Here is a 19,468-nt window from a genome sequence, read left to right as displayed (position 1 = left end):
CATCATTTAACTAAAAAGTTAAACGATGATTTTTATTTGTTAATTTGAGATTCGCTCCACAACAGCCTCAAGCGATACTTTAACATTACCAGCTAGCGCCCGCGTAATCATACACGAACCTTCCGCTTTTTCAGCAAGACGTTGTGCCTTCTCCACATCACGATCCGACAGATCAGATGGCAATAAGAGTTTCGGACGATGAATGATCGCGTCGTATGTGAAGACACCGTTCGTGACATCGACGATGCCTTCAGATTCCATCGTTAACGAGACTTTTGGAATGTGACTACGCTCAAGCATCGCGGCAAGCGTGATGATATAGCACGTAGCAGCAGCCCCAAGTAACATCTCATCTGGATTCGTACCAACCCCTGGACCATCCATGGCGTCCGGAATTGAGATTTTTGTTTTTAGTTCACCCGTCTCGATCTGACCGACATCATTGCGATTGCCCGGCCAGTCTGCAGTTAAATGAAAATGGTGCTTCATGATCAATCGCCTCCATGCCTCCATCATACGAAGTTTAGTATGATTTTTCGCCTATTCTGCTCATATACATAGGAAGAGATCGATCAGCTAAAAATTTGGTCGATTTTTTTGATATCCTCTTGCGACAACTGAACGTCTAACGTACGCAACGTATCCGTCACCTGATCTGGTCGTTTGGCACCAGGAATGATGGCATCGATGCCGTCCTGTGCTAAATACCACGCGAGTACGACGTGTGCGACTTCCGCATCGTGTGCTTCTGCGATCGGACGTAGTTGATCGACTTTTGCGAGATTTTGTTCGAAGACATCTTTTTGGAACAAGGGATCATTTTTTCGTAGATCATCAAACGTCGTCTCTTTCGTATATTTCCCTGCCAATAATCCAGCAGCGAGTGGGAAGTACGGGACGAAGGACATACCGTTCTCAACGATATACGGGAGTAATTCTTTTTCCGCATCCCGTTTGAATAGGTTGTATTCCCCTTGATAGACGTCGACATGTCCGTCTTTGTTCGCTTCCTTCAGTTGTTCGAGTGAGAAATTCGAGACACCGATTGCGCGAATCTTTCCTTCTTTTTTCAGTTCAGCGAGTGCTGCGACCGCTTCATCCTTTGGTGTCGATTCATCCGGAAAATGAATGTAATACAAATCGATATAGTTTGTCTGAAGACGTTTTAAACTCTCTTCGACCGATTGACGGAGAAAGTCTGGTGAATTGTTCATGACGACGTTTCCGTCAACGAACTGATGCGCACCTTTCGTCGCGAGGACGACATCTTCTCGAGCGACCGTATCGTTCCAGACCTCACCGACGAGTTCCTCCGAACGTTCTGGTCCGTAGATAAAAGCTGTGTCGAGGAAATTGATTCCTTGCTTCAAAGCGACACGAACGAGATCGCGTCCGGCTTGCTCATCGAGATTCGGATACAAGTTGTGTCCACCGACAGCATTCGTACCGAGACCGATGGGGTGAACGAATAAGTTAGATTGACCGAGTTGAACATGTTTTGTCATGAAAATGACCTCCTTAAACGATATCGAGTGGTTCTTTTTTTGTTGGTGCTGGGAACGCTTGATCAAGTGCAGCTAGCTCTTCCTCTGTTAAATTCAGAAGCGCAGCGCGACCATTGGCTTCGACATGATGTGCTTGTCCGGCTTTAGGAATAGCGATGACGTCACCTTCACGCATCGCCCAAGCAAGTAAGATCTGTGCCGGTTCAACACCATGTGTCTCAGCGAGTTCCTCGACGGTCGGATGATTTAGGAGTTGATCACGCAGTGAACCACCTTCAGCTAGTGGGCAATACGCCATTACTGGAATACCATGTTCGCGTAGTAACGGGAGCAGTTCATACTCGATTCCGCGTGAGCCGAGGTGATAGAGTACCTGATTGACAGCACACTGGTCACCGTTTGGTAGTGCCAACAGTTCTTTCATGTCTGATACGTCAAAATTCGATACACCCCAACGGCGAATCTTGCCCTCTTGTTTTAAGGCTTCCAGTCCTTCAACGGTTTCCTTTAGTGGAATGTCGCCACGCCAGTGAAGAAGATAGAGATCAAGATAATCCGTACCGAGACGTTCAAGCGATTTGGAACAAGCCTGCTTCAATGCTTCTCCGCCAGCGTGATGCGGATACACTTTCGAGACGAGAAAGACTTCCTCTCGTCGATCTGCAATCGCGTCGCGAATCAATTCTTCAGAAGCACCTTCCCCGTACATCTCTGCCGTATCGATGAGTTCCATTCCACTATCGAGACCGACACGGAGTGCTTCGATTTCTGCTTCGTGCTTCTCCGACTCTTCTCCCATCCGCCATGTGCCTTGTCCGAGTGCCCGAACATGTGTCTGATCGGAAAACGTCACTGTTTTTTGCTTTAATGCAGCAAGTATCAACGTCTTTTCTGTTGTGTTCATCGTTCTTCCTCCTTTAAATAGAGAGACAATAGTAGGGTTTACCACGCGAACTCCGAACAAAAACGTCTTCTTCACAAGAAGGAGATGTCACCAATGCTCAAATAAAGGACCGTGATTACCGAGTACAGGATCTTGATTGGGACGTATCACCTGACGAATCCGTTGAAGATTTTCCGGACGTTCACTTGTTTGACCTGTCAGTGTGTCGTAGTCTTGACCATTCGGATAGGCACCGATCACACGGAAGTGTCGACTTGTATCAAGTGCTTTGTGTCCTGTGCCTGCAGGAAGTAAGAGAACGTCTCCACTCGTCAAGGTGAAGGTCTTACCGAGTGGACCACCGAGTTGGACGGTCGCATGTCCTTCGAGGATACCGATTACTTCATGGGCGATACTATGATAATGATGAAAATCAAAAATGCCATCCACCCAGCTATTGCGCCAGTCATGTGAATGGAAAGTCTGTTCGATGCGTGACGGTTCTTCAAATGCATGCCGATAAATCAACACCGGAAAATTAGGGTTATTCGGAATATGTCCGTCATCCTCAAAGTAAAATACCTCAACACGCATCTTCGTTGCTCCCTTCTCTGATGTGGTACAAAGTAATAATTCCCTCTGTAATTACCCGTAATTAAATATCATCAATCGTCCGAGCATCTTTATGGCGTAACGAATCGGGAGGTGCTACGATGCTTAAGTTAACGAAATTACAAAGGAGGCTTTCCGATGATCGCCATCGAAGCAAAGTTAGAAGTACAACCCGCAAAACGAGAAGAATTTTTAGCAGCAACTAAAACATTAGTAGAAGGATCGCGTGCTGAAGCTGGAAACATCAGCTACGATCTGTTCCAAAGTACAGAAGACGAAAATGTCTTCATGATGATTGAAAAATGGGAAGACCAAGCTGCAATTGAAGCACACAACACGAGTGCCCATTTCGGACAATTCGTTGCGTTTGCTCAAACGGCTCTTGCTAAACCATTAGACGTTCAATCGTTCCAAGCATAATCATAAGAGATTGACGTAACACATAAGGAAGGTATTCGGGGTTCATGGCCTAGAATACCTTCCTTTTTTGTTTCATGCGACACGGTTGATCAAAGCCTCTACTTTTAACGAAACTTTAAGTTAGCAGTATTCCACTTTTCTTTTACAATCGTATGACATTTCATTGAAACTGTTAGTTTTTCCCTGATTAGGGCATTATTCTTATAATGACACAAAAAGGAGGCTTTTATCATGAATGAACGAACGAATGCAGCAGGGTCGAAGCGATCATTCTTCAAGATGCCTCATACATATGCCATCATCATGGCGATTCTCATCATCTCAGTCATCTTGACGTATACACTTCCAGCAGGACAATTCGATCGTGAAAAGCAAGACGGACAGACTGTCGTCATCGACGGTACATATCGCGCGGTAGAGTCTGCACCTGTCAATCTTTTTGGTTTATTTGAAGCAATCCCAAAAGGTATGGAAGCAGGTGCTGCGATCATCTTCTACATCTTTCTTGTCGGTGGTGTCTTCGGTATCATTCGTCAAACCGGCGCCATCGAGGCGGGGATCAATCAATTAATCCGTCGGTTTGGTCAAAAGGGGCACATCATGATTCCGATGACGATGTTCGTCTTTTCGATTGCCGGGGCGACGATTGGTATGGCAGAGGAAACGATCATCTTCGTGCCGATTGGGATCATGTTAGCGCGTGCCCTTGGATATGATGCGATGACAGGAGCCGCGATCGTCAGTCTAGGGGCGGCGGTTGGTTTTGCCGGCGGGATGTTGAATCCGTTTACGGTAGGTGTCGCTCAATCAATTGCGGAAGTACCGCTCTTTAGTGGTCTCGGATATCGAACGGCTGTGTATATCGTATTTTTAGCGGTGACGATTCTTTATGTCATGAACTACGCACGGAAAGTCAAACATGATCCGGCGCGCAGTCTTGTTTATGATCTCGAACAACGTCGTTCGGAAGAAGCAGCGACGACGATTTCACGCTTTTCGAAACGTCATGCCTTTGTTTTACTGGTTTTAATCGGAGGCATTACGCTCAATGTGATCGGAATCTTTGAGTGGGGCTGGTATTTGACGGAATTAACCGCATCCTTCTTGATCATCGGTATGATTGCGGGAATCGTTACGCTTGGTGTGAACGGTACGTTCGAGAGTTTGATTGACGGTGCGAAAGCCGTGACGTTCGGCGCATTGATTGTTGGATTTGCTCGTGCGATCGTCGTCATTCTCGAAGAAGGACGTGTTATCGATACGGTCATTTACGGCTTATCGAATGCCGTAGGACATTTACCGACGTTCTTTGCCGTCATCGGGATGTACGCCGTGCAATTGATTACGAACTTTTTTATTCCATCGGGGAGTGGACAAGCGGCGACGACGATGCCCATCATGGCGCCATTGTCCGATTTATTGGGGATCGAGCGTCAAGTGGCTGTCTTAGCATTCCAATATGGGGATGGACTGACGAACATGATTTTCCCGACGAGCGCACATTTGATGGCATTTCTCGCAATCGCAGGTATTCCGTATGAGCAATGGTTACGTTTCGTCTGGAAACTCTTCGCGATTTGGATTGCTTTAGCATGTGCCGCCTTATTACTTGCCGTAACGCTTGGTATTCAATGAAGTCGACCTTTCGGACATCTGTCCGGAAGGTTTTTCAGTTGCAGGAATCGGGAAGAGTTATCACGAACGGAATAGGTAATGACTAAAGGGGGAACTGAAGTGACATATTCAATCGTTGGGTATTGTGAAAAAGAACAAGCGTGGGGTGTTGCCGTTCAGTCGAAGTTTTTAGCGGTAGGGAGTGCCGTACCATTTGCGAAGGCGGGAGTGGGTGCGGTAGCGACACAGTCGTTTGCAAACACGACGTATGGTCCTGAAGGATTGCGGATGATCGAACAAGGCGCTTCAGCGGACGAGGTGTTACGTCGATTGACGGAAGCAGATGAAGGACGAGCGGATCGCCAGGTCGGGATCATCGATGCGAATGGCAAGAGTGCGACATTCACGGGTGAGGGATGTAACGACTGGGCAGGTGGTATTGCCGGTAAACACTTTGCAGCACAAGGGAATATTCTTGTAGACGGCAATACGGTGAAAGAGATGGCACGCGTCTTTGAATCAACGCAAGGTCCGCTTGCAGAACGTTTGTTGCGTGCGTTAGCAGCAGGTCAAGCAGCAGGCGGGGATTCACGCGGAATGCAATCAGCGGCACTCCTCGTCGTCAAGGAGGGGGGCGGATACGGTGGATTCAACGACCGCTATATTGATTTACGCGTTGACGATCATCCGAGTCCGATTGAAGAGCTCGAACGGATCTATCAACTGCATACACTTTATTTGCAACCGAGTAAGCCAGAAGAAATCAAGCCAATCGATGATGTCTTAGAGTCAGAGTTGATGGATAAATTATTAGCGCTCGGCTACCGGGGTGATTTCGAAGACGCGTTCCGGACATATCTGCATACGGAAAACTTCGAGATGCGCGAACAAGCGGATCGTGCGATTGATACACGCGTTCTCGCGTATATTCGATCCCAATGAAAAATGACGGAGCTGACTCAAAAGTCGATTTTCCCAAAGATACGAGTGGCAGAATGATGATCTGCCTCCCTTATCTCGTAACAAAAAGAATGGCGCGTCACACGCCACTCCTACAGGAAAAAGCGCATCGCGCTGTCAGAGACAAACAAGACCCGTTTTCCTGCTTCAACGAAGCAGGAAAACTGGCTTGTGTCTCGCCTGAGGAAAGGGCGTGAAAAGACGCGTCATTCTTTTTTTGAGTCAGCCTCGTCATTTTGTTCATACTTGTGTCGACTTGGTGCGAATCGGTACTTTGAATCCGGTCGCGATGAACCGTTCCATTTCCGGTTCCGATTTAGCGTTCAAGCCAACTGTTCCGTCTCCTTTTAATGCCACGTTCGTTAGCTTGACACGCGTGATGTCTGGACCGATCGTAATCCCGTGTTTGGCGGAATCCTCAATGCGGATATCACGAAGGCGTACGTCCTCAGCTCCGTTTTCTCCACCAAAGATTTGAATATCCGTTTTCGCTTGACGGAATCCGCTCATCTTCAACTGACTGAGCGTGACGTTTCGTGCCTTATATTGAATTCCGATCATCGGTTGTTCTTGATAGTCATAATATGGATCACCGAGCACCGTAAAATCATGTATGACGACATTACGATAAGCGGAAACGACGAGCGCACGCGGTTTTGAATTCGCATAGAGTTCTGTATATTTAGGAGTCTGAGCAATCAAACGCGTTGCGATGATATTATAAGCCGTCTGAGACGTCGGATCAGTCGCTTGATGGTGACCGATGTGTCGGAAGTTAAAGGCGCGATGATCATCAATCGATAGGTGCCCGACGATTTTGACGGTCGAGGCAGCAGAAGAGGTTGCATGTGCCTTAATCTCAAGTCCACCGAAACAACGACTTGTTGCGTTGTTGAACAACCAAACGTCGCGTGATCCATCATCGATTTCAATACCATTTGAATTCGAGAAACCTTCTGCATGAGCACGTCCACTTGGGTCATGCATGAAACAGTTCGAGATGAAGAGATGATCACTATGATGCGTCGTAATCCCGTCATCGCCGAATCCAGAACCGATCAATCCATCGAACCAGATGAATGAACTACTTAAATTTGCTCGAGCACCGTCCCCGTTGTAATTGTAATACGGTGTCGAGATATCAAAACAATGGAGTCCTGGATTGACAGCTTCGACATCAAAGACCCAACCATAAGTGACATGTGCGTATGTGAGACAACTGGAGTGATTGCCCCATGTGCTACTTTTCTTTGCGTCACCGATTCGTTTGATGTTCCAATCAAGCGTCATTTTCTCAACAAGCAGGTGATGATTGCCAAGGAGATAATTTTGGTTCGTCACAAGACGTCGTCCTTTAGGTGCGTCATCGTGCATCTTTATAATCGTTTTCCCTTTGCCAGCTCCCGTTAAAATCGTATAACTAGGTAAACGAATTCCTCGAACGATGTACGTACCGGCTGGAACATGGACTTGTCGATGTCCATCACCGAGCGCTTCGATGAACGCTTGTGTATCATCTGTCTGTCCATCACCGACCGCACCATAGGAAGTGATATCAACGATTTCGACTTCACTGATCAAACGTTCGAACTCATGATTGAGCCGCCCGAACCAACTCGGTCGAATCTCATCGTGTGGCGTTACGAAAGCTGGTGTCAGCGGTAAAATATGTTTATCACGGTTTGTCAAAAATAACGGTGAGATCATCGAACGAAGTGTTCGACTGAGGTTAGGATCACGTCGTGGTGCAATAAATGTACTATCGTGTAGTAGTCGTTCTGCTTGTCGAACAGCCTGTTCGTTGCTTGATGTTTCAACGTATTCTTGAATCAGCGCCGCATTTTGATACGGATCATGCGTGTGATCGAGTTTCAACATGAAATAGTTCTCCTCTCTGAATAGGTCTGTCTACCTTTTCCCCTCTAATTGAACAATCATTCCTTGTTTCATAACATCCATAAAAATACACTAAAACTATACAGTTGGATTATAATGGATTTATAAAAAGGAGGGCTTTTGATGTCACTTCGCAAACGACTCGTAATTGGTATCGGATTGATTTTGCTGATATTAGGGATTAGTAAGCCGCTGACGGAAGCGGCTTTTCAAGCATTGAAGCCACAAGCGATAAAGATGTCAGGAGTTGAAACGAACGGATCCTGTAAACCGAACTGCAAGAAAAACGGCAAGCTGTTAAACATTCCATTTCTTTCGTGGTTGCCTAAAAAGCAGACGAAGAATGACGAAGATTTACGTGTTTGGGACACGAATGAAAAGCCCAAAAAGCAGAAAGACCTCAAACCGAAAAAGAATAAGCTCATCGTTGTAGGGGTTGAAAATGCTAAGCGAGGTATAAATGAAAAAGGGGAATCGTCCTCATCGATGTTACTGATGAGTCTGATTGTTCTACCTCTATTCATCATAAGCTATATCGTTTGGCGGAAACGTCGAAAGACCAAGAAGCAGGACGAGGAATCGATCAGAGCCGACATCCCGTTACAGCCCTTAGCCAACGACTTTGTTTTAACTGAGAATCCGGTCGAGCTACCAGATGTCTGGATTCGCAAACAGCTTATCCAGTTCAATCAGATTCTCCCGGTCCGTTTACAGCGACATGATACAGAAACACTTCAGGAATGGTGCCTGCGGATCGGATTCCAACCGTCACATATCCTAATAAAAGCCTACCTCTTAGAACGCTACACAGAACGAACTGCTACGATATCGGAGATGGACAAGCAAACGATTCAGGGAGAATTTGGTGCCTTTGTCCATCAGTTTGATTGAAACCTTTTGAAAGGAATGACGTAAATGGAACAGGAAAGGGGAGATGATGATGTACCTAGCAGATGCCGTGAAATTAAAGAGTATTTTGAGGAAACAACTCGATCAGCTAATCGAAGAAATGGAGCGCGTCGCGTTCATTGATTTAGAAAAGGGAGAAGCACTCCCGACGCAACAAGGACGAACGATAACTGACGTAGAAGCCGCAATGGACATTGTGCGTTACGACATGCGGGTCTTAGATCGTCTCGTTTATGCAGCAAATTTAAACACCGTGATCGCGACGGATGAAGGAGAAATGCCGCTCGTCGAAGCAATCGAGTGGGCGACCCAATTGCGGGCAAAGGCACAAAATTATCAGATGCTCGCAAGTCGACCAAAACGCGAGTTCCAATACGGATTTGAAGGGACGACGATCATTCGTCATGCCTTATTCGATCCAGATGCCTATCGCTTAAAAGCGGAGGAAGTGGAACGGCAAGCACACAAAGTATCGAATGCGATCAATGCCGCGAACTATCAAACGACAATTGACTTTGATGGTGGACGTTATATGTAACTCCTTGACGTGGTGAGACTCCACGTCAAGGAGAGGGGACGGACCTCAATTTTCCTCTGTGGAGAAGAGATGGCGATGGCAAACCGATGACCATGAACCATTGACAGGCTGACCTGTTACCTTTGACCACCTATGGAACGCTGATGTTTTTTCCGTCCCCGATCCCTGTCGTTTCTTTGAGAAACGACAGGGATTTTTAGTGTGTCGATGGAAACAACAGGGTATAGAGAAGCACAAGAGAAAGGAGAGACATCATGAAACACACTTTTTCAGCATTCGTCGTACGAGAGGTGGATGGGAACTATGAAGGGAAGGTTGAGGCGAAACAAGTCGATGATTTACCGGAAGGAGACGTCTTAATTCGTGTCACGCATTCCTGTGTCAATTATAAGGATGCCTTATCGATGTCGGGTAATCGAGGGGTGACGAAATCCTATCCGCACACACCAGGCGTTGACGCAGCAGGATATATCGAACAAACGACAGATGAACGGTTTCAAAGCGGTCAAGCGGTCGTCGTCAATGGCTTTGATTTTGGAATGAATACCTCTGGCGGATTTCAAGAATACATACGCGTACCAGCCGATTGGGTGACGCAACTTCCAGAATCCATTCGCCCATTAGAAGCGATGCGACATGGAACGGCAGGATTGACAGCAGCGCAATCAGTCGATGAACTATCACGAATTGTCTCAAAGGAGACAGGACCCATCCTTGTGACTGGAGCGACAGGAGGTGTCGGTACGATTGCGATCGCCTTACTGATTCGATTAGGCTATACAGTACACGCCGTAACCGGGAAACGAGTAGAACAAGAACGATTACTTAAAAAAGGTGTGGCAGAGGTATTAGACCGCACTACGTTCTTAGAAGAAACAGACCGTCCATTAAAAAAAGGAACGTATGCAGGTGTCATTGATACGGTAGGGGGTCCATTGCTCGCATCCGTCATTCGCTTCGTACAGTATGGTGGTGTCGTGACGACGTGTGGTAACGTCGGTGGGGCAGAGATGACACTGACAGTCTATCCCTTCATCCTGCGTGGCGTTCGCTTGATCGGAATCGATGCGGTACAAACACCGATTGCATATCGAGAGATCTTATGGCAACGGCTGGCGGATGAGTGGCGCGTCGATCTTGAACCAGAAGTCGACGTCAAAACACTGAACGACTTACCTAAAATCGCAGAAGCTCTGCTGACTTCTCGTCACCGTGGTCGAACTGTCATCGAAATTTAAATATTTCGAGTAAACATTGGTGGTATAGTGGGGAAAAACTGTGTCGACTTTTCAGGAGGAACCATACATGAGTGAACACCAACAAGAACGACAGTCTCGACAAGAACGACGGAAACAGAAACGCAATCGCCGAGGGATTGCGTTTGGCGGTATTTTAGCAACGCTATTCATCGTAGGTGGCTGGTTGTATATGTTGACGAATAACGATGCCTCTCAAGCAACATCGACGCTTGAGAAGCCGAAAACGACGGATCAAGCAACGAAAAACGAAAAGTCGAAGAAAGAGACAGCCTCGACAAAGGATCCAAAAGAAGCGAAAAAAGAGAAGAAGAAATCAAAGAAAAAGGTGGCAGAGTATGCGCAAGCAGCTTGGGTGACACGTCCGTTCGCGAACGTCTATCGCGATGCAAGCCGAAGTAGTGTCATCTATAAAGCAGATTTAGGTGATGTCTATGAGGTATTGGATGCAAAAGACGGAATGGTCCACTTGAAACTCAATGATAGTATCGAAGGGTATTTGCCTGAGACCGATGTCCGATTAGAAGCACCAAAAGGAACATCAGATAAAGCAGTCCTTACGGCACTCTCGCAAGCAGTTGCCAACCAACCGATTGATAAGCCGGAGCAGTATCTCGGAAAACCAATTGCTGACTTCGAAGCAAAATATGGTGCTGTTGGTAATACGCAACAGGACGCGGTCAATACGTATTACTTCTCGAACGCCGGATACCTGCTCGTCGTCTCGGACGGAATCATTGAAGCGATCGACTGGACGAATGCCTCAACGAACGCCTTGTCAACGCTCGGTGAACCCGTCGTCGATACGAACTATGGTACGTGGTACGAGGGAGAATCCTTACAACTAAAAGTGTTCCCGGACAACGGAAAGATGCGTCTGCGTCTTGCGCGTGATCCTGGACAAGAATGAATGAACAGCGGATTCGCTTCAAGCGAATCCGTCTTTTTTTTGCGCAAAAAACCTCCCGAGTCCGACACTCGGGAGGAAATATGAAAATCCTTTGGGAGGAGATTTTCTTAGTAGACGCCTACTGCATCAAATGATTTCGCTGCAGCTGTTGCTTCTGCACTTGTTGAACCATAAAGGTCTTTTGCCGATTGAACGACTGCTGCACGGAGTGAGCTGAAGTTCGAGTTCGGAGTCAAGTAAACAGTGAGAGCACGGTAGTAGATCGCACCGAGTTTCGGTACACCGACACCTGTGACAGTTACGCCTGTGTGTGTTCCACCGTTACCGAGGAGGTAAGCGGCTTTGTTGACGATACCAGAGTTCGTGTGGACACCACCGTTATCTTGTGTACCTGTGTAACGTTTAGAGTAGTGATCTGGATCACCGTAAGCAGCTGGGTTCGACATCGAACGGAGTGCATCACCGCTGACACCAGGCGTGTAGATGTCTTCTCCTACGAGCCAGTCGAAGTTCGATCCAACAGAGTACTCAGCTACTGTACCCATGATATCAGAAACGGCTTCGTTGATCGCGCCTGACTCGTTTTGGTAAACGAGACCAGCTGAATATTCTGTGACAGCGTGTGTCAATTCGTGCGCAACGACGTCAAGTGCGCCTGAGAGGTACGTGAATGTTGAACCGTCTCCGTCACCGTAGACCATTTTCGTTCCATCCCAGAATGCGTTGTTGTAGCTCGTCGAATAGTGAACAGTTGAGTTCAAGCGTGCACCGGCATTGTCATAACTGTTGCGACCATATGTGTTCTTATAGAAGTCATATGTTTTGGCAGCATTGACGTGTGCACTGACCGCAGCGCGGTCATATGTCGCGTTGAAGACGTTATCTGCATCAGCCCAGAGTGTTCCCGGAAGTGAGGTCCGGTTTTTCGCATCGTATGTGTAGATCCCTTTACCGCGTGTCGTATCTTGCAGATAGTATTTCCCAGCACTCAACGTCGTGTTGAATGTGACACTACGTCCGAGAACGTCCGTGCCTGTTGCGTGAGCGAGTTGGTCGAACTTGTTAAGTACTTTACCTGAGTTTGCATCAATGAAATATGTCCAGCGTGATGGTTCTTTACCAGCGAGGACCGTCGATGTCACTTTATACGCATAGACTGCATCATTTTTAACAGGATAGATGACGAGTTCTGCTTTTGGAGCGACTTCGAATTCAGAAGCCTTGATTGCTTTTTGGTATAACTTGATTGCTTTCTTTTCAGAAAGAGTTGCTTTTTTCGCGAGACCTGGTTTTCCTTTGACGTTGATCGCATCGTTTACGATTGCTTTCAAAGTACCGTCTTTCGCGACGTTCCCGACGACGACACTACCAAAGACAGGGACGCCATCCACTTCTTGTTGGAGACGTACGATTTGTGAAGATCCGTCTTTTTCGACATTCTGAACAGCAAAGTCACCTTTTTTGTTCACGAAATCTTTAACGATTGTTGCAGCTGGTTCTGACGAAGCTTTCGTGAGTTTACCAGCTTGAAGACCTTCTGCACCTACGACCGTAGGAACGACAAGTACACTTGCGACAAGCGATGTAGCGAGAAACTTTTTCAAAATAAATCGCCTCCTTGTTTGGGTTGAGTCTAACTATGCCAAAGAATTAAGAAAGCGAGAATAAGTCATTCGAATTAAATCGAATTTTCTGAATATAGTCCGTAGTACCTGTACTGAATTATTAAGTATGAAAGATATTTCAACGCAAAAAAAGAACCATTCAAGCGAATGGTTCAACGAATCCGTTGGTAGAGATGGTGGACATCATCTCGTGTCTCATCAATCTTAAAGTCATGAGGATCAAGTTCAATCCCTTGTTTCGAGGCAAAACGTTGAATTTTTTCGAAGGACTTCCAAATTTCGATATCAGGTCCTTCATGTTTCCAAAAAATATAACGTGCAGCAGGAATACGGTGACCTTTCATTCCTTTTGGAATATCGTCGAGTGACGAGACCGGATACCCGACACATTGCGAGTATTTGGTTCCGTTTCGTTCGAGTGAGATATCGAGCGGATAGCTATCTGGTTTTGCAGGAATCTCATGTGAGCGTCTTGAAAATTCACGCCAGAGTTCCGGCATTAACGTATGCAATTCGTTTTCTTCACATGTTAGTCCAAGACCAACAAAATAAAATTCATGACGTTCCACGATTTTAGGATGCATGAGAAACTCCTTTCCGTACTTACGACACGTCTTCAATCGGCGAACGTTTCAAGTCTAGAAAAAGACGCGTAAAGGTGGCGTCCCATTGTGTACCCATGCCCTCTTCTAAGATGGATAAAGCTTTTTCCACTGGCATTCCCTTACGATAAGGACGGTCAGATGTCATCGCAGCGTAGGCATCAGCAATCGCCATGATCCGACCGAAGAGTGGGATGTCCTCTCCTGCGAGTCCTTCCGGATACCCCTTTCCGTCATAGCGTTCGTGATGGTACTTTACCCCAGGAAGAATTGGTTGTAACGTCTTTGGCAGCTGAACTTGGGATAGAATATGCACACCGATGACAGGGTGTTGCTGAATGATCTGGAACTCTTCGTCAGTCAGGCGACCTTCTTTTAATAACACATCGTCACGAATGCCGATTTTTCCGATATCGTGCAACAAAGCTGATTTGCGTAACAGCTCGATTTGTTCATACGGCAGGTTGGCAGCCGTAGCGATTTCCACTGAATAAGCAGCGACACGAAGCGAGTGTCCTGCCGTATAAGGATCCCGGGCATCAAGTGTTGCGGCAAATAACGTAAACAGACTGTCCAGCAATTGCTCATTCTGTTCATCGCGTTTTTTGATTCCTTCCATCATCAGATTAAAACCAGAGACGAGGTGCGAGAATTCATCTGAATACGGATTTGGTAACGAGACGAGACGATTGTTTTCGACATCTTGAATACCTTGTTGAAGAATCGCAATCGGTTTTCGAATGTTCTCATAAAGAAGAAGACTACAAAACGTCGCGACGGACAAGATGACGATTAAAATAAGCGTCGACCAGCTCCAATAAGAGCGGAGGCTTTCATTTTCCGTTAACTGAACGGCTGAGGCGAGCACGAACAACATGATCGGAAAAACACCGATAATCAATGTGCTGATCAGCATTTTTTGCTTTAACGTGACGACCGTCGTTTTTCTTGGAACATCAAAGCCATGTTCGAAGGCATACTTCTCTAACGTGAGGAGCATATGCTCCGTAACGCGGTAGGTTAGAAAAAATTCAATCAGACCGTGTAAAATCGCGACGAGGACAGCACCAAAACAGGCGAGACCAATCAAGTAGTACGGCATCTTTAACCACTCTTGAGAGATTGCGAGTGCTGTCAGGAGTGATGCGGGAACTGAGAGACCTAAGAAGTGTGGTCCCATGATGCGTTGAACAGTCAGAACCGGAAAGTGATGGGTCGTTTGATAAGCCTCTTGGAAAGAGGCGAGTGAAGGAATCTCGTTTTGGAAGAAGCGTCGTAAGGCACCGATGTGCCGAGAATAAAGCATATATTCGAGTAAAACCATCAGACTGACAGATAAACCCATGATACCCATTAAAATCAACTGTTCATTCCTCGTGAAAGTAAGGGTCTCAAAAATAAACAGACACCCGACGCCGAACACCGCGATGAATGAACCGAGCAGATAGTTTCTTAGTAAGTGGCGTTCAAAACGTTGTAAAGCGCTCATTATATCCTCCCTTTAGTGAATTAGAGTGCTTTCAGCGTACCGTTTTCTAAAACGGTGGAAGGATGTTTTTTTTGAAAAAAAGGTGAAAGAATCTTTTGAAAAACTTTTGAAATTAATACTCAAAAATAGGTATGGTCATAAAGCACTAATTATCTTAGAAAAGATTGATTAAGGAAGTAAAATAAACTAAGATTTGAATATTCAGAAAAGTATAGTAATCTTTTACTTTTCACTACTACATAGGGGGTCAATTCACGTGGGAAAAAAGAAACAGCTTAGCTTAGCCGTACTGTCTGGAATTACGGCAGCTGCTTTTGCTGTCGGTCCGGTCTTACCTGGTGGGCAGGTAAAATCCGTACAAGCAGCAGAAAAAGCAGCCTCTGGTGCACCAATGGACTTAAATACGGTCGATCAGGATCGTTTAGTCAAAGTGCTTGAAAAACGTGGGGTCATTTCAAAAGCAGCTTCAGCCGCGACGAAGCAACAAGCCGTTCAAAAGTATCTTGATAAAAAGGCGAATGGGAAACCGGCAGCCGATCATGATCATGATCATCATGAATCAAGTAAAGAAGCCGCATTCGATAAGAAAACAAAAGATTTCTTATCGAAACAGAAAGATCAATTGGCTAAACAATTAAAGAAAAAGCATGACAACTATAAAAAAGGCAATCCGAATGGCTTCGTCAAAGTTGATAAAGCGAAACAGGCTGCCTATAACGGAGCAACACGGACGGATAAAGTCCTCGTTCTTCTCGTCGAATATAGCGACTTCAAGCATAATAACGTCGTGCAGGAGCCTGGATATATGTATTCGAATGACTTCAACCAAAAACATTATCAAGACTTAATGTTTGGTGATAAGGAATTCAAACTCTTCAATGGAGAAAAAGTAAAGACATTCAAACAATATTACGAAGAGCAATCAGGTGGAAGTTATTCCGTTGACGGGAAGGTTTCGAACTGGCTAACGGTTCCAGGAACTGCTAAGGATTACGGTTCAGATGATCCAAAAGGCGGGAATGATAATCTACCGGGAGCAAAAGGACCACGTGGTCTCGTCAAAGATTCGTTAGCTGCAGCTGTTAAAGCTGGCATCAACTTAGCAGATTACGATAAGTTTGACCAGTACGATATGGATGGAGACGGCAACTTGAATGAGCCAGACGGTCTCGTCGATCACTTGATGATCATTCACGCGGGTACTGGACAAGAAGCGGGTGGCGGTAAGCTCGGTGACGACGCGATCTGGTCACACCGCTGGACACTTGGTAGCGTATATCCTGTAGCGGATACGACGGCAAGCGTCAATTACTGGGGCGGAAAAATGGCTGCATATGATTACACGGTTCAACCAGAAGATGGTGCAGTCGGCGTCTTCGCGCACGAATTTGGTCATGATCTTGGACTTCCTGATGAGTACGATACACAGTACACAGGTCAAGGTGAACCGGTCGCTTCATGGTCGATCATGAGTGGTGGTAGCTGGAATGGTAAAGTTGCTGGAACAGAACCAACAAGTTTCTCGCCACAAAACAAAGAGTTCTTCCAAAACGTGATGGGTGGAAACTGGGCGAACATCCAACAGATTGATTTTGATTCGCTCACTAAGGCAGGGACGGCATCGTACCTCGACCAAAGCGTAACGAAATCAAAAAATCCAGGAATCATCAAGGTTAACCTACCGAAAAAACCGGTAAAAGGTATCGCGCCGGCGTTCGGTCAAAAATATTACTACAGTACAAAAGGAAATGATTTGAAAACGTCGATGACATCACCAGAATTCGATTTGACGAATGCAAAAGAAGCGAAATTCGACTTCAAGACACTGTATGACGTTGAATACAACTATGACTTCTTGACTGTCACGGCAACTGCCGGTGGTCAATCAAAAATCATCGACAAAATCGGTGATGAAGATACAGATGGCGATCAGCGCGCTGATTCAACAAAAGGTGCATGGGTTGATAAATCGTATGATCTGAGCGAATTTGCTGGTAAAAAAGTCACGTTGAAGTTCGAATATGTCGGTGATGCGGGTCTCGCACTCGACGGATTCGCACTTGATAACGCGAAGTTGACAGTCGACGGAAAAGTCGTCTTCGAAGATGATGCAGAAGGCACTCCGAAATTCACATTGAATGGTTTCATCGCTTCAAATGGTTTCTCTTATGCTGATAACGCATACTACCTCGAATGGCGTAACTATGCAGGCTCGGATAAAGCACTCGAGCATGCACGTGGCGTCAAGTACAACACAGGTCTTGTCGTCTGGTACGGTGACTCGAGCTTTGACAATAACTGGGTTGGCGTACACCCAGGTGAAGGATTCCTCGGAGTCGTTGACTCGCACCCTGAAGCAATCGTTGGAACACTTAACGGTAAGCCGGTCACGACAGGAAGCACACGTTACCAGATCGCAGATGCTGCGTTCAGCTACGATAAAGCACCTGCATGGCTCATCGATTCGCCATCACGTGGAACATACGACTACAAAGGTCTCCCAGGTGTGACGAAGTTTGATGATTCAAAATCGTACATCAACCAGTTGATTCCGGACGCAGGAAAATTGCTTCCGAACAACGGGCTGAAGATTCAAGTCATCGGTGAAGCAAAAGATAACTCTGCTGGAGCAGTCTGGATCCACCGTTAAAAACAGAAGAACAGGTTCAGTTTCAGCTGAACCTGTTTTTTGTTTGAGTTACGTAGAAGAAGTGGAATCAATTGGAAAAACATTGGTCTGGCAACTTGACTTTTAAAGCGCATCCATTTTATACTTACGTTAGCTTAATATTGTTATTGTCATTACGGATTCACATCGTGTCACGAACAATCTTTTCGTTGCTCCATGTATTTCGGGACAATAATGAATTCCTTTCATATGCTCAGCATATGTATTAAGTAATTTATTTTTGGAGGTTGTTCCCATGAACACAGGTAAAGTAAAATGGTTTAACGCAGAAAAAGGTTTCGGTTTCATCGAAGTTGAAGGCGGAGAAGACGTATTCGTACATTTCTCAGCAATCACTGGTGAAGGCTTCAAAACACTTGACGAAGGTCAAGAAGTTGAGTTCGAAATCACTGAAGGCGCACGTGGAGCACAAGCTGCTAACGTCGTAAAACTTTAATTTCAACTATTCAATCGTCCCTTTTCGGAGGGGCGGTTTTTTATTAGACTAATATCTTGAATTCAAGGTAAATATGAGATATACTCCAATTACCAAATCATTGACAAGGAGTGAGGAAGATGGAATTACTCGGAATTCATCATGTATCGATCTTAACAGGCATGGCAGAACGCAATTATCAATTCTACACACAAATACTTGGCATGCGTCTGATCAAAAAGACTGTCAATCAAGATGACACGACATCGTATCATTTGTTTTATGGAGATGCGGAAGGGAATCCAGGAACGGACTTGACGTTTTTTGATATTCCGCATCTTGGAACGGGCGTACCGGGAGCATCGAGTATCTCTTCGACATCGCTTCGTGTCAAAACAACGGCTGCACTTCATTTTTGGAAACAACGTTTTGAAGTGAAAGGTGTGGATCACGATGAAATTGTCGAGCGAGCAGGGCGCCAAACACTAGCCTTTCGTGATCAGGAAGGAACACGCTTGATTCTCGTCGCGGAAGATGGTGAGGCAGGTGTCGCAGGTGGTGTACCATGGCCGCAAGAAGAGATTCCATCGGAGCATGCCATCGTTGGACTGGGAGCTGTCACATTAACGGTCAACGATCCGACGTTGACGATTCGTGTTCTGACGGAAGTCATGGGATTCCGAAAAGTAGGTTTTTATCCATCTTTAGCAGGTGACTTTGCACCGATTGAAGTCTATGCAACGGGAGAAGGTGGAATCGGAGCAGAGGTTCATATTGAGGCACGTCCAGATCTCGACCGAGAACGTCTAGGTCGTGGTGGTGTGCATCACGTCGCGTTCCGAGTGCCGAACAGTGATGAATATGAAAAGTGGGTCGAACGCTTGAATGCCTATCACTTACCGAACTCCGGTAAAGTCGATCGTCACTATTTCCAAGCTCTTTACTTCCGGGAACCGAACCATATCTTGTTTGAGCTTTCAACAGACACACCAGGGTTCGCGACGGATGAGTCGGTTGAAACGTTAGGAGAGACGCTTGCGTTACCACCGTTTCTTGAACCAAAGCGAGCTGCCATCGAAGCACGGTTACGTCCACTCGAAATCTGACAATCCTGTGACACAGGTCACAGAAGGATCGTCCATCCC

At 46.1% G+C, this 19,468-nt stretch carries 18 protein-coding genes; 10 read left to right on the top strand and 8 right to left on the bottom strand.

Going from position 1 to position 19,468, the window contains the following annotated elements:
- Positions 1-39: 39 nt before the first annotated feature.
- The 4 genes from MKY22_RS15665 to MKY22_RS15650 form a co-directional block, all read right to left on the bottom strand.
- Positions 40-492, bottom strand: coding sequence for an OsmC family protein (locus MKY22_RS15665; RefSeq protein ID WP_133208492.1), 453 nt, complete (start codon positions 490-492; stop codon positions 40-42).
- An 80-nt stretch (positions 493-572) separates the two neighbouring features.
- Positions 573-1,505, bottom strand: a complete 933-nt coding sequence (locus tag MKY22_RS15660) for an aldo/keto reductase (RefSeq protein WP_341089880.1) — start codon at positions 1,503-1,505, stop codon at positions 573-575.
- Positions 1,506-1,518: 13 nt separating this feature from the next.
- Positions 1,519-2,409 carry an aldo/keto reductase gene (locus MKY22_RS15655; RefSeq protein WP_341089878.1) on the bottom strand — a complete coding sequence of 297 codons (891 nt, stop codon included), beginning with the start codon at positions 2,407-2,409 and terminating at the stop codon, positions 1,519-1,521.
- Between the two features lie 87 nt (positions 2,410-2,496).
- Positions 2,497-2,982, bottom strand: coding sequence for a cupin domain-containing protein (locus MKY22_RS15650; RefSeq protein ID WP_341089876.1), 486 nt, complete (start codon positions 2,980-2,982; stop codon positions 2,497-2,499).
- 156 nt (positions 2,983-3,138) lie between these two features.
- Here MKY22_RS15650 and MKY22_RS15645 point away from each other — a divergent pair, with 156 nt between their 5' ends.
- From MKY22_RS15645 to MKY22_RS15635, 3 genes are all read left to right on the top strand, one after another.
- Positions 3,139-3,420: a putative quinol monooxygenase gene (locus MKY22_RS15645; RefSeq protein WP_035411908.1), complete on the top strand. Its 282-nt coding sequence runs from the start codon at positions 3,139-3,141 to the stop codon at positions 3,418-3,420.
- Between the two features lie 231 nt (positions 3,421-3,651).
- On the top strand, positions 3,652-5,055 hold the full coding sequence (locus MKY22_RS15640; RefSeq protein ID WP_341089872.1) for a YfcC family protein: 1,404 nt from the start codon (positions 3,652-3,654) through the stop codon (positions 5,053-5,055).
- A gap of 99 nt (positions 5,056-5,154) precedes the next feature.
- Positions 5,155-5,976 (top strand): DUF1028 domain-containing protein, encoded by an 822-nt coding sequence (locus MKY22_RS15635; RefSeq protein WP_035395554.1) that lies wholly within the window; start codon positions 5,155-5,157, stop codon positions 5,974-5,976.
- Positions 5,977-6,234: 258 nt separating this feature from the next.
- Here the strand turns inward: MKY22_RS15635 and MKY22_RS15630 are convergent, their stop codons facing one another.
- Positions 6,235-7,872, bottom strand: coding sequence for a glycosyl hydrolase family 28-related protein (locus tag MKY22_RS15630; RefSeq protein WP_341089866.1), 1,638 nt, complete (start codon positions 7,870-7,872; stop codon positions 6,235-6,237).
- Positions 7,873-8,013: 141 nt separating this feature from the next.
- Here MKY22_RS15630 and MKY22_RS15625 point away from each other — a divergent pair, with 141 nt between their 5' ends.
- From MKY22_RS15625 to MKY22_RS15610, 4 genes are all read left to right on the top strand, one after another.
- Positions 8,014-8,781 (top strand): hypothetical protein, encoded by a 768-nt coding sequence (locus MKY22_RS15625; protein WP_341089865.1) that lies wholly within the window; start codon positions 8,014-8,016, stop codon positions 8,779-8,781.
- A gap of 49 nt (positions 8,782-8,830) precedes the next feature.
- Positions 8,831-9,337, top strand: coding sequence for a hypothetical protein (locus tag MKY22_RS15620; protein ID WP_341089864.1), 507 nt, complete (start codon positions 8,831-8,833; stop codon positions 9,335-9,337).
- A 254-nt stretch (positions 9,338-9,591) separates the two neighbouring features.
- The gene (locus MKY22_RS15615) at positions 9,592-10,575 is read left to right on the top strand and encodes a YhdH/YhfP family quinone oxidoreductase (RefSeq protein ID WP_341089862.1); all 984 of its coding nucleotides are present in this window, start codon (positions 9,592-9,594) and stop codon (positions 10,573-10,575) included.
- 67 nt (positions 10,576-10,642) lie between these two features.
- The gene (locus MKY22_RS15610) at positions 10,643-11,503 is read left to right on the top strand and encodes a hypothetical protein (protein ID WP_035411928.1); all 861 of its coding nucleotides are present in this window, start codon (positions 10,643-10,645) and stop codon (positions 11,501-11,503) included.
- A gap of 107 nt (positions 11,504-11,610) precedes the next feature.
- On the opposite strand, the gene MKY22_RS15605 is transcribed toward MKY22_RS15610, so the two are convergent.
- The 3 genes from MKY22_RS15605 to MKY22_RS15595 form a co-directional block, all read right to left on the bottom strand.
- Positions 11,611-13,107, bottom strand: a complete 1,497-nt coding sequence (locus MKY22_RS15605) for a M4 family metallopeptidase (protein WP_035411931.1) — start codon at positions 13,105-13,107, stop codon at positions 11,611-11,613.
- 173 nt (positions 13,108-13,280) lie between these two features.
- Complete coding sequence (locus MKY22_RS15600; protein ID WP_035411934.1) at positions 13,281-13,712, bottom strand: GyrI-like domain-containing protein; 432 nt, start codon at positions 13,710-13,712, stop codon at positions 13,281-13,283.
- A gap of 19 nt (positions 13,713-13,731) precedes the next feature.
- On the bottom strand, positions 13,732-15,219 hold the full coding sequence (locus tag MKY22_RS15595) for an HD domain-containing phosphohydrolase (protein ID WP_341089852.1): 1,488 nt from the start codon (positions 15,217-15,219) through the stop codon (positions 13,732-13,734).
- Between the two features lie 256 nt (positions 15,220-15,475).
- Between MKY22_RS15595 and MKY22_RS15590 the strand changes: the two genes are divergently transcribed.
- From MKY22_RS15590 to MKY22_RS15580, 3 genes are all read left to right on the top strand, one after another.
- Entirely contained in the window at positions 15,476-17,869 is a 2,394-nt protein-coding gene (locus tag MKY22_RS15590) for an immune inhibitor A domain-containing protein (RefSeq protein ID WP_341089850.1), read from the top strand.
- A 274-nt stretch (positions 17,870-18,143) separates the two neighbouring features.
- The gene (locus MKY22_RS15585) at positions 18,144-18,344 is read left to right on the top strand and encodes a cold-shock protein (RefSeq protein WP_023469752.1); all 201 of its coding nucleotides are present in this window, start codon (positions 18,144-18,146) and stop codon (positions 18,342-18,344) included.
- Positions 18,345-18,463: 119 nt separating this feature from the next.
- Positions 18,464-19,429, top strand: coding sequence for a ring-cleaving dioxygenase (locus MKY22_RS15580; RefSeq protein WP_341089846.1), 966 nt, complete (start codon positions 18,464-18,466; stop codon positions 19,427-19,429).
- The last annotated feature ends 39 nt before the right edge of the window (positions 19,430-19,468 follow it).

It is taken from the genome of Exiguobacterium sp. FSL W8-0210 (assembly GCF_038006045.1).
Taxonomy (GTDB): domain Bacteria; phylum Bacillota; class Bacilli; order Exiguobacteriales; family Exiguobacteriaceae; genus Exiguobacterium_A.
Note: the sequence above shows the minus strand (reverse complement) of the source record. Positions and strands in the feature narration are given on the sequence as shown.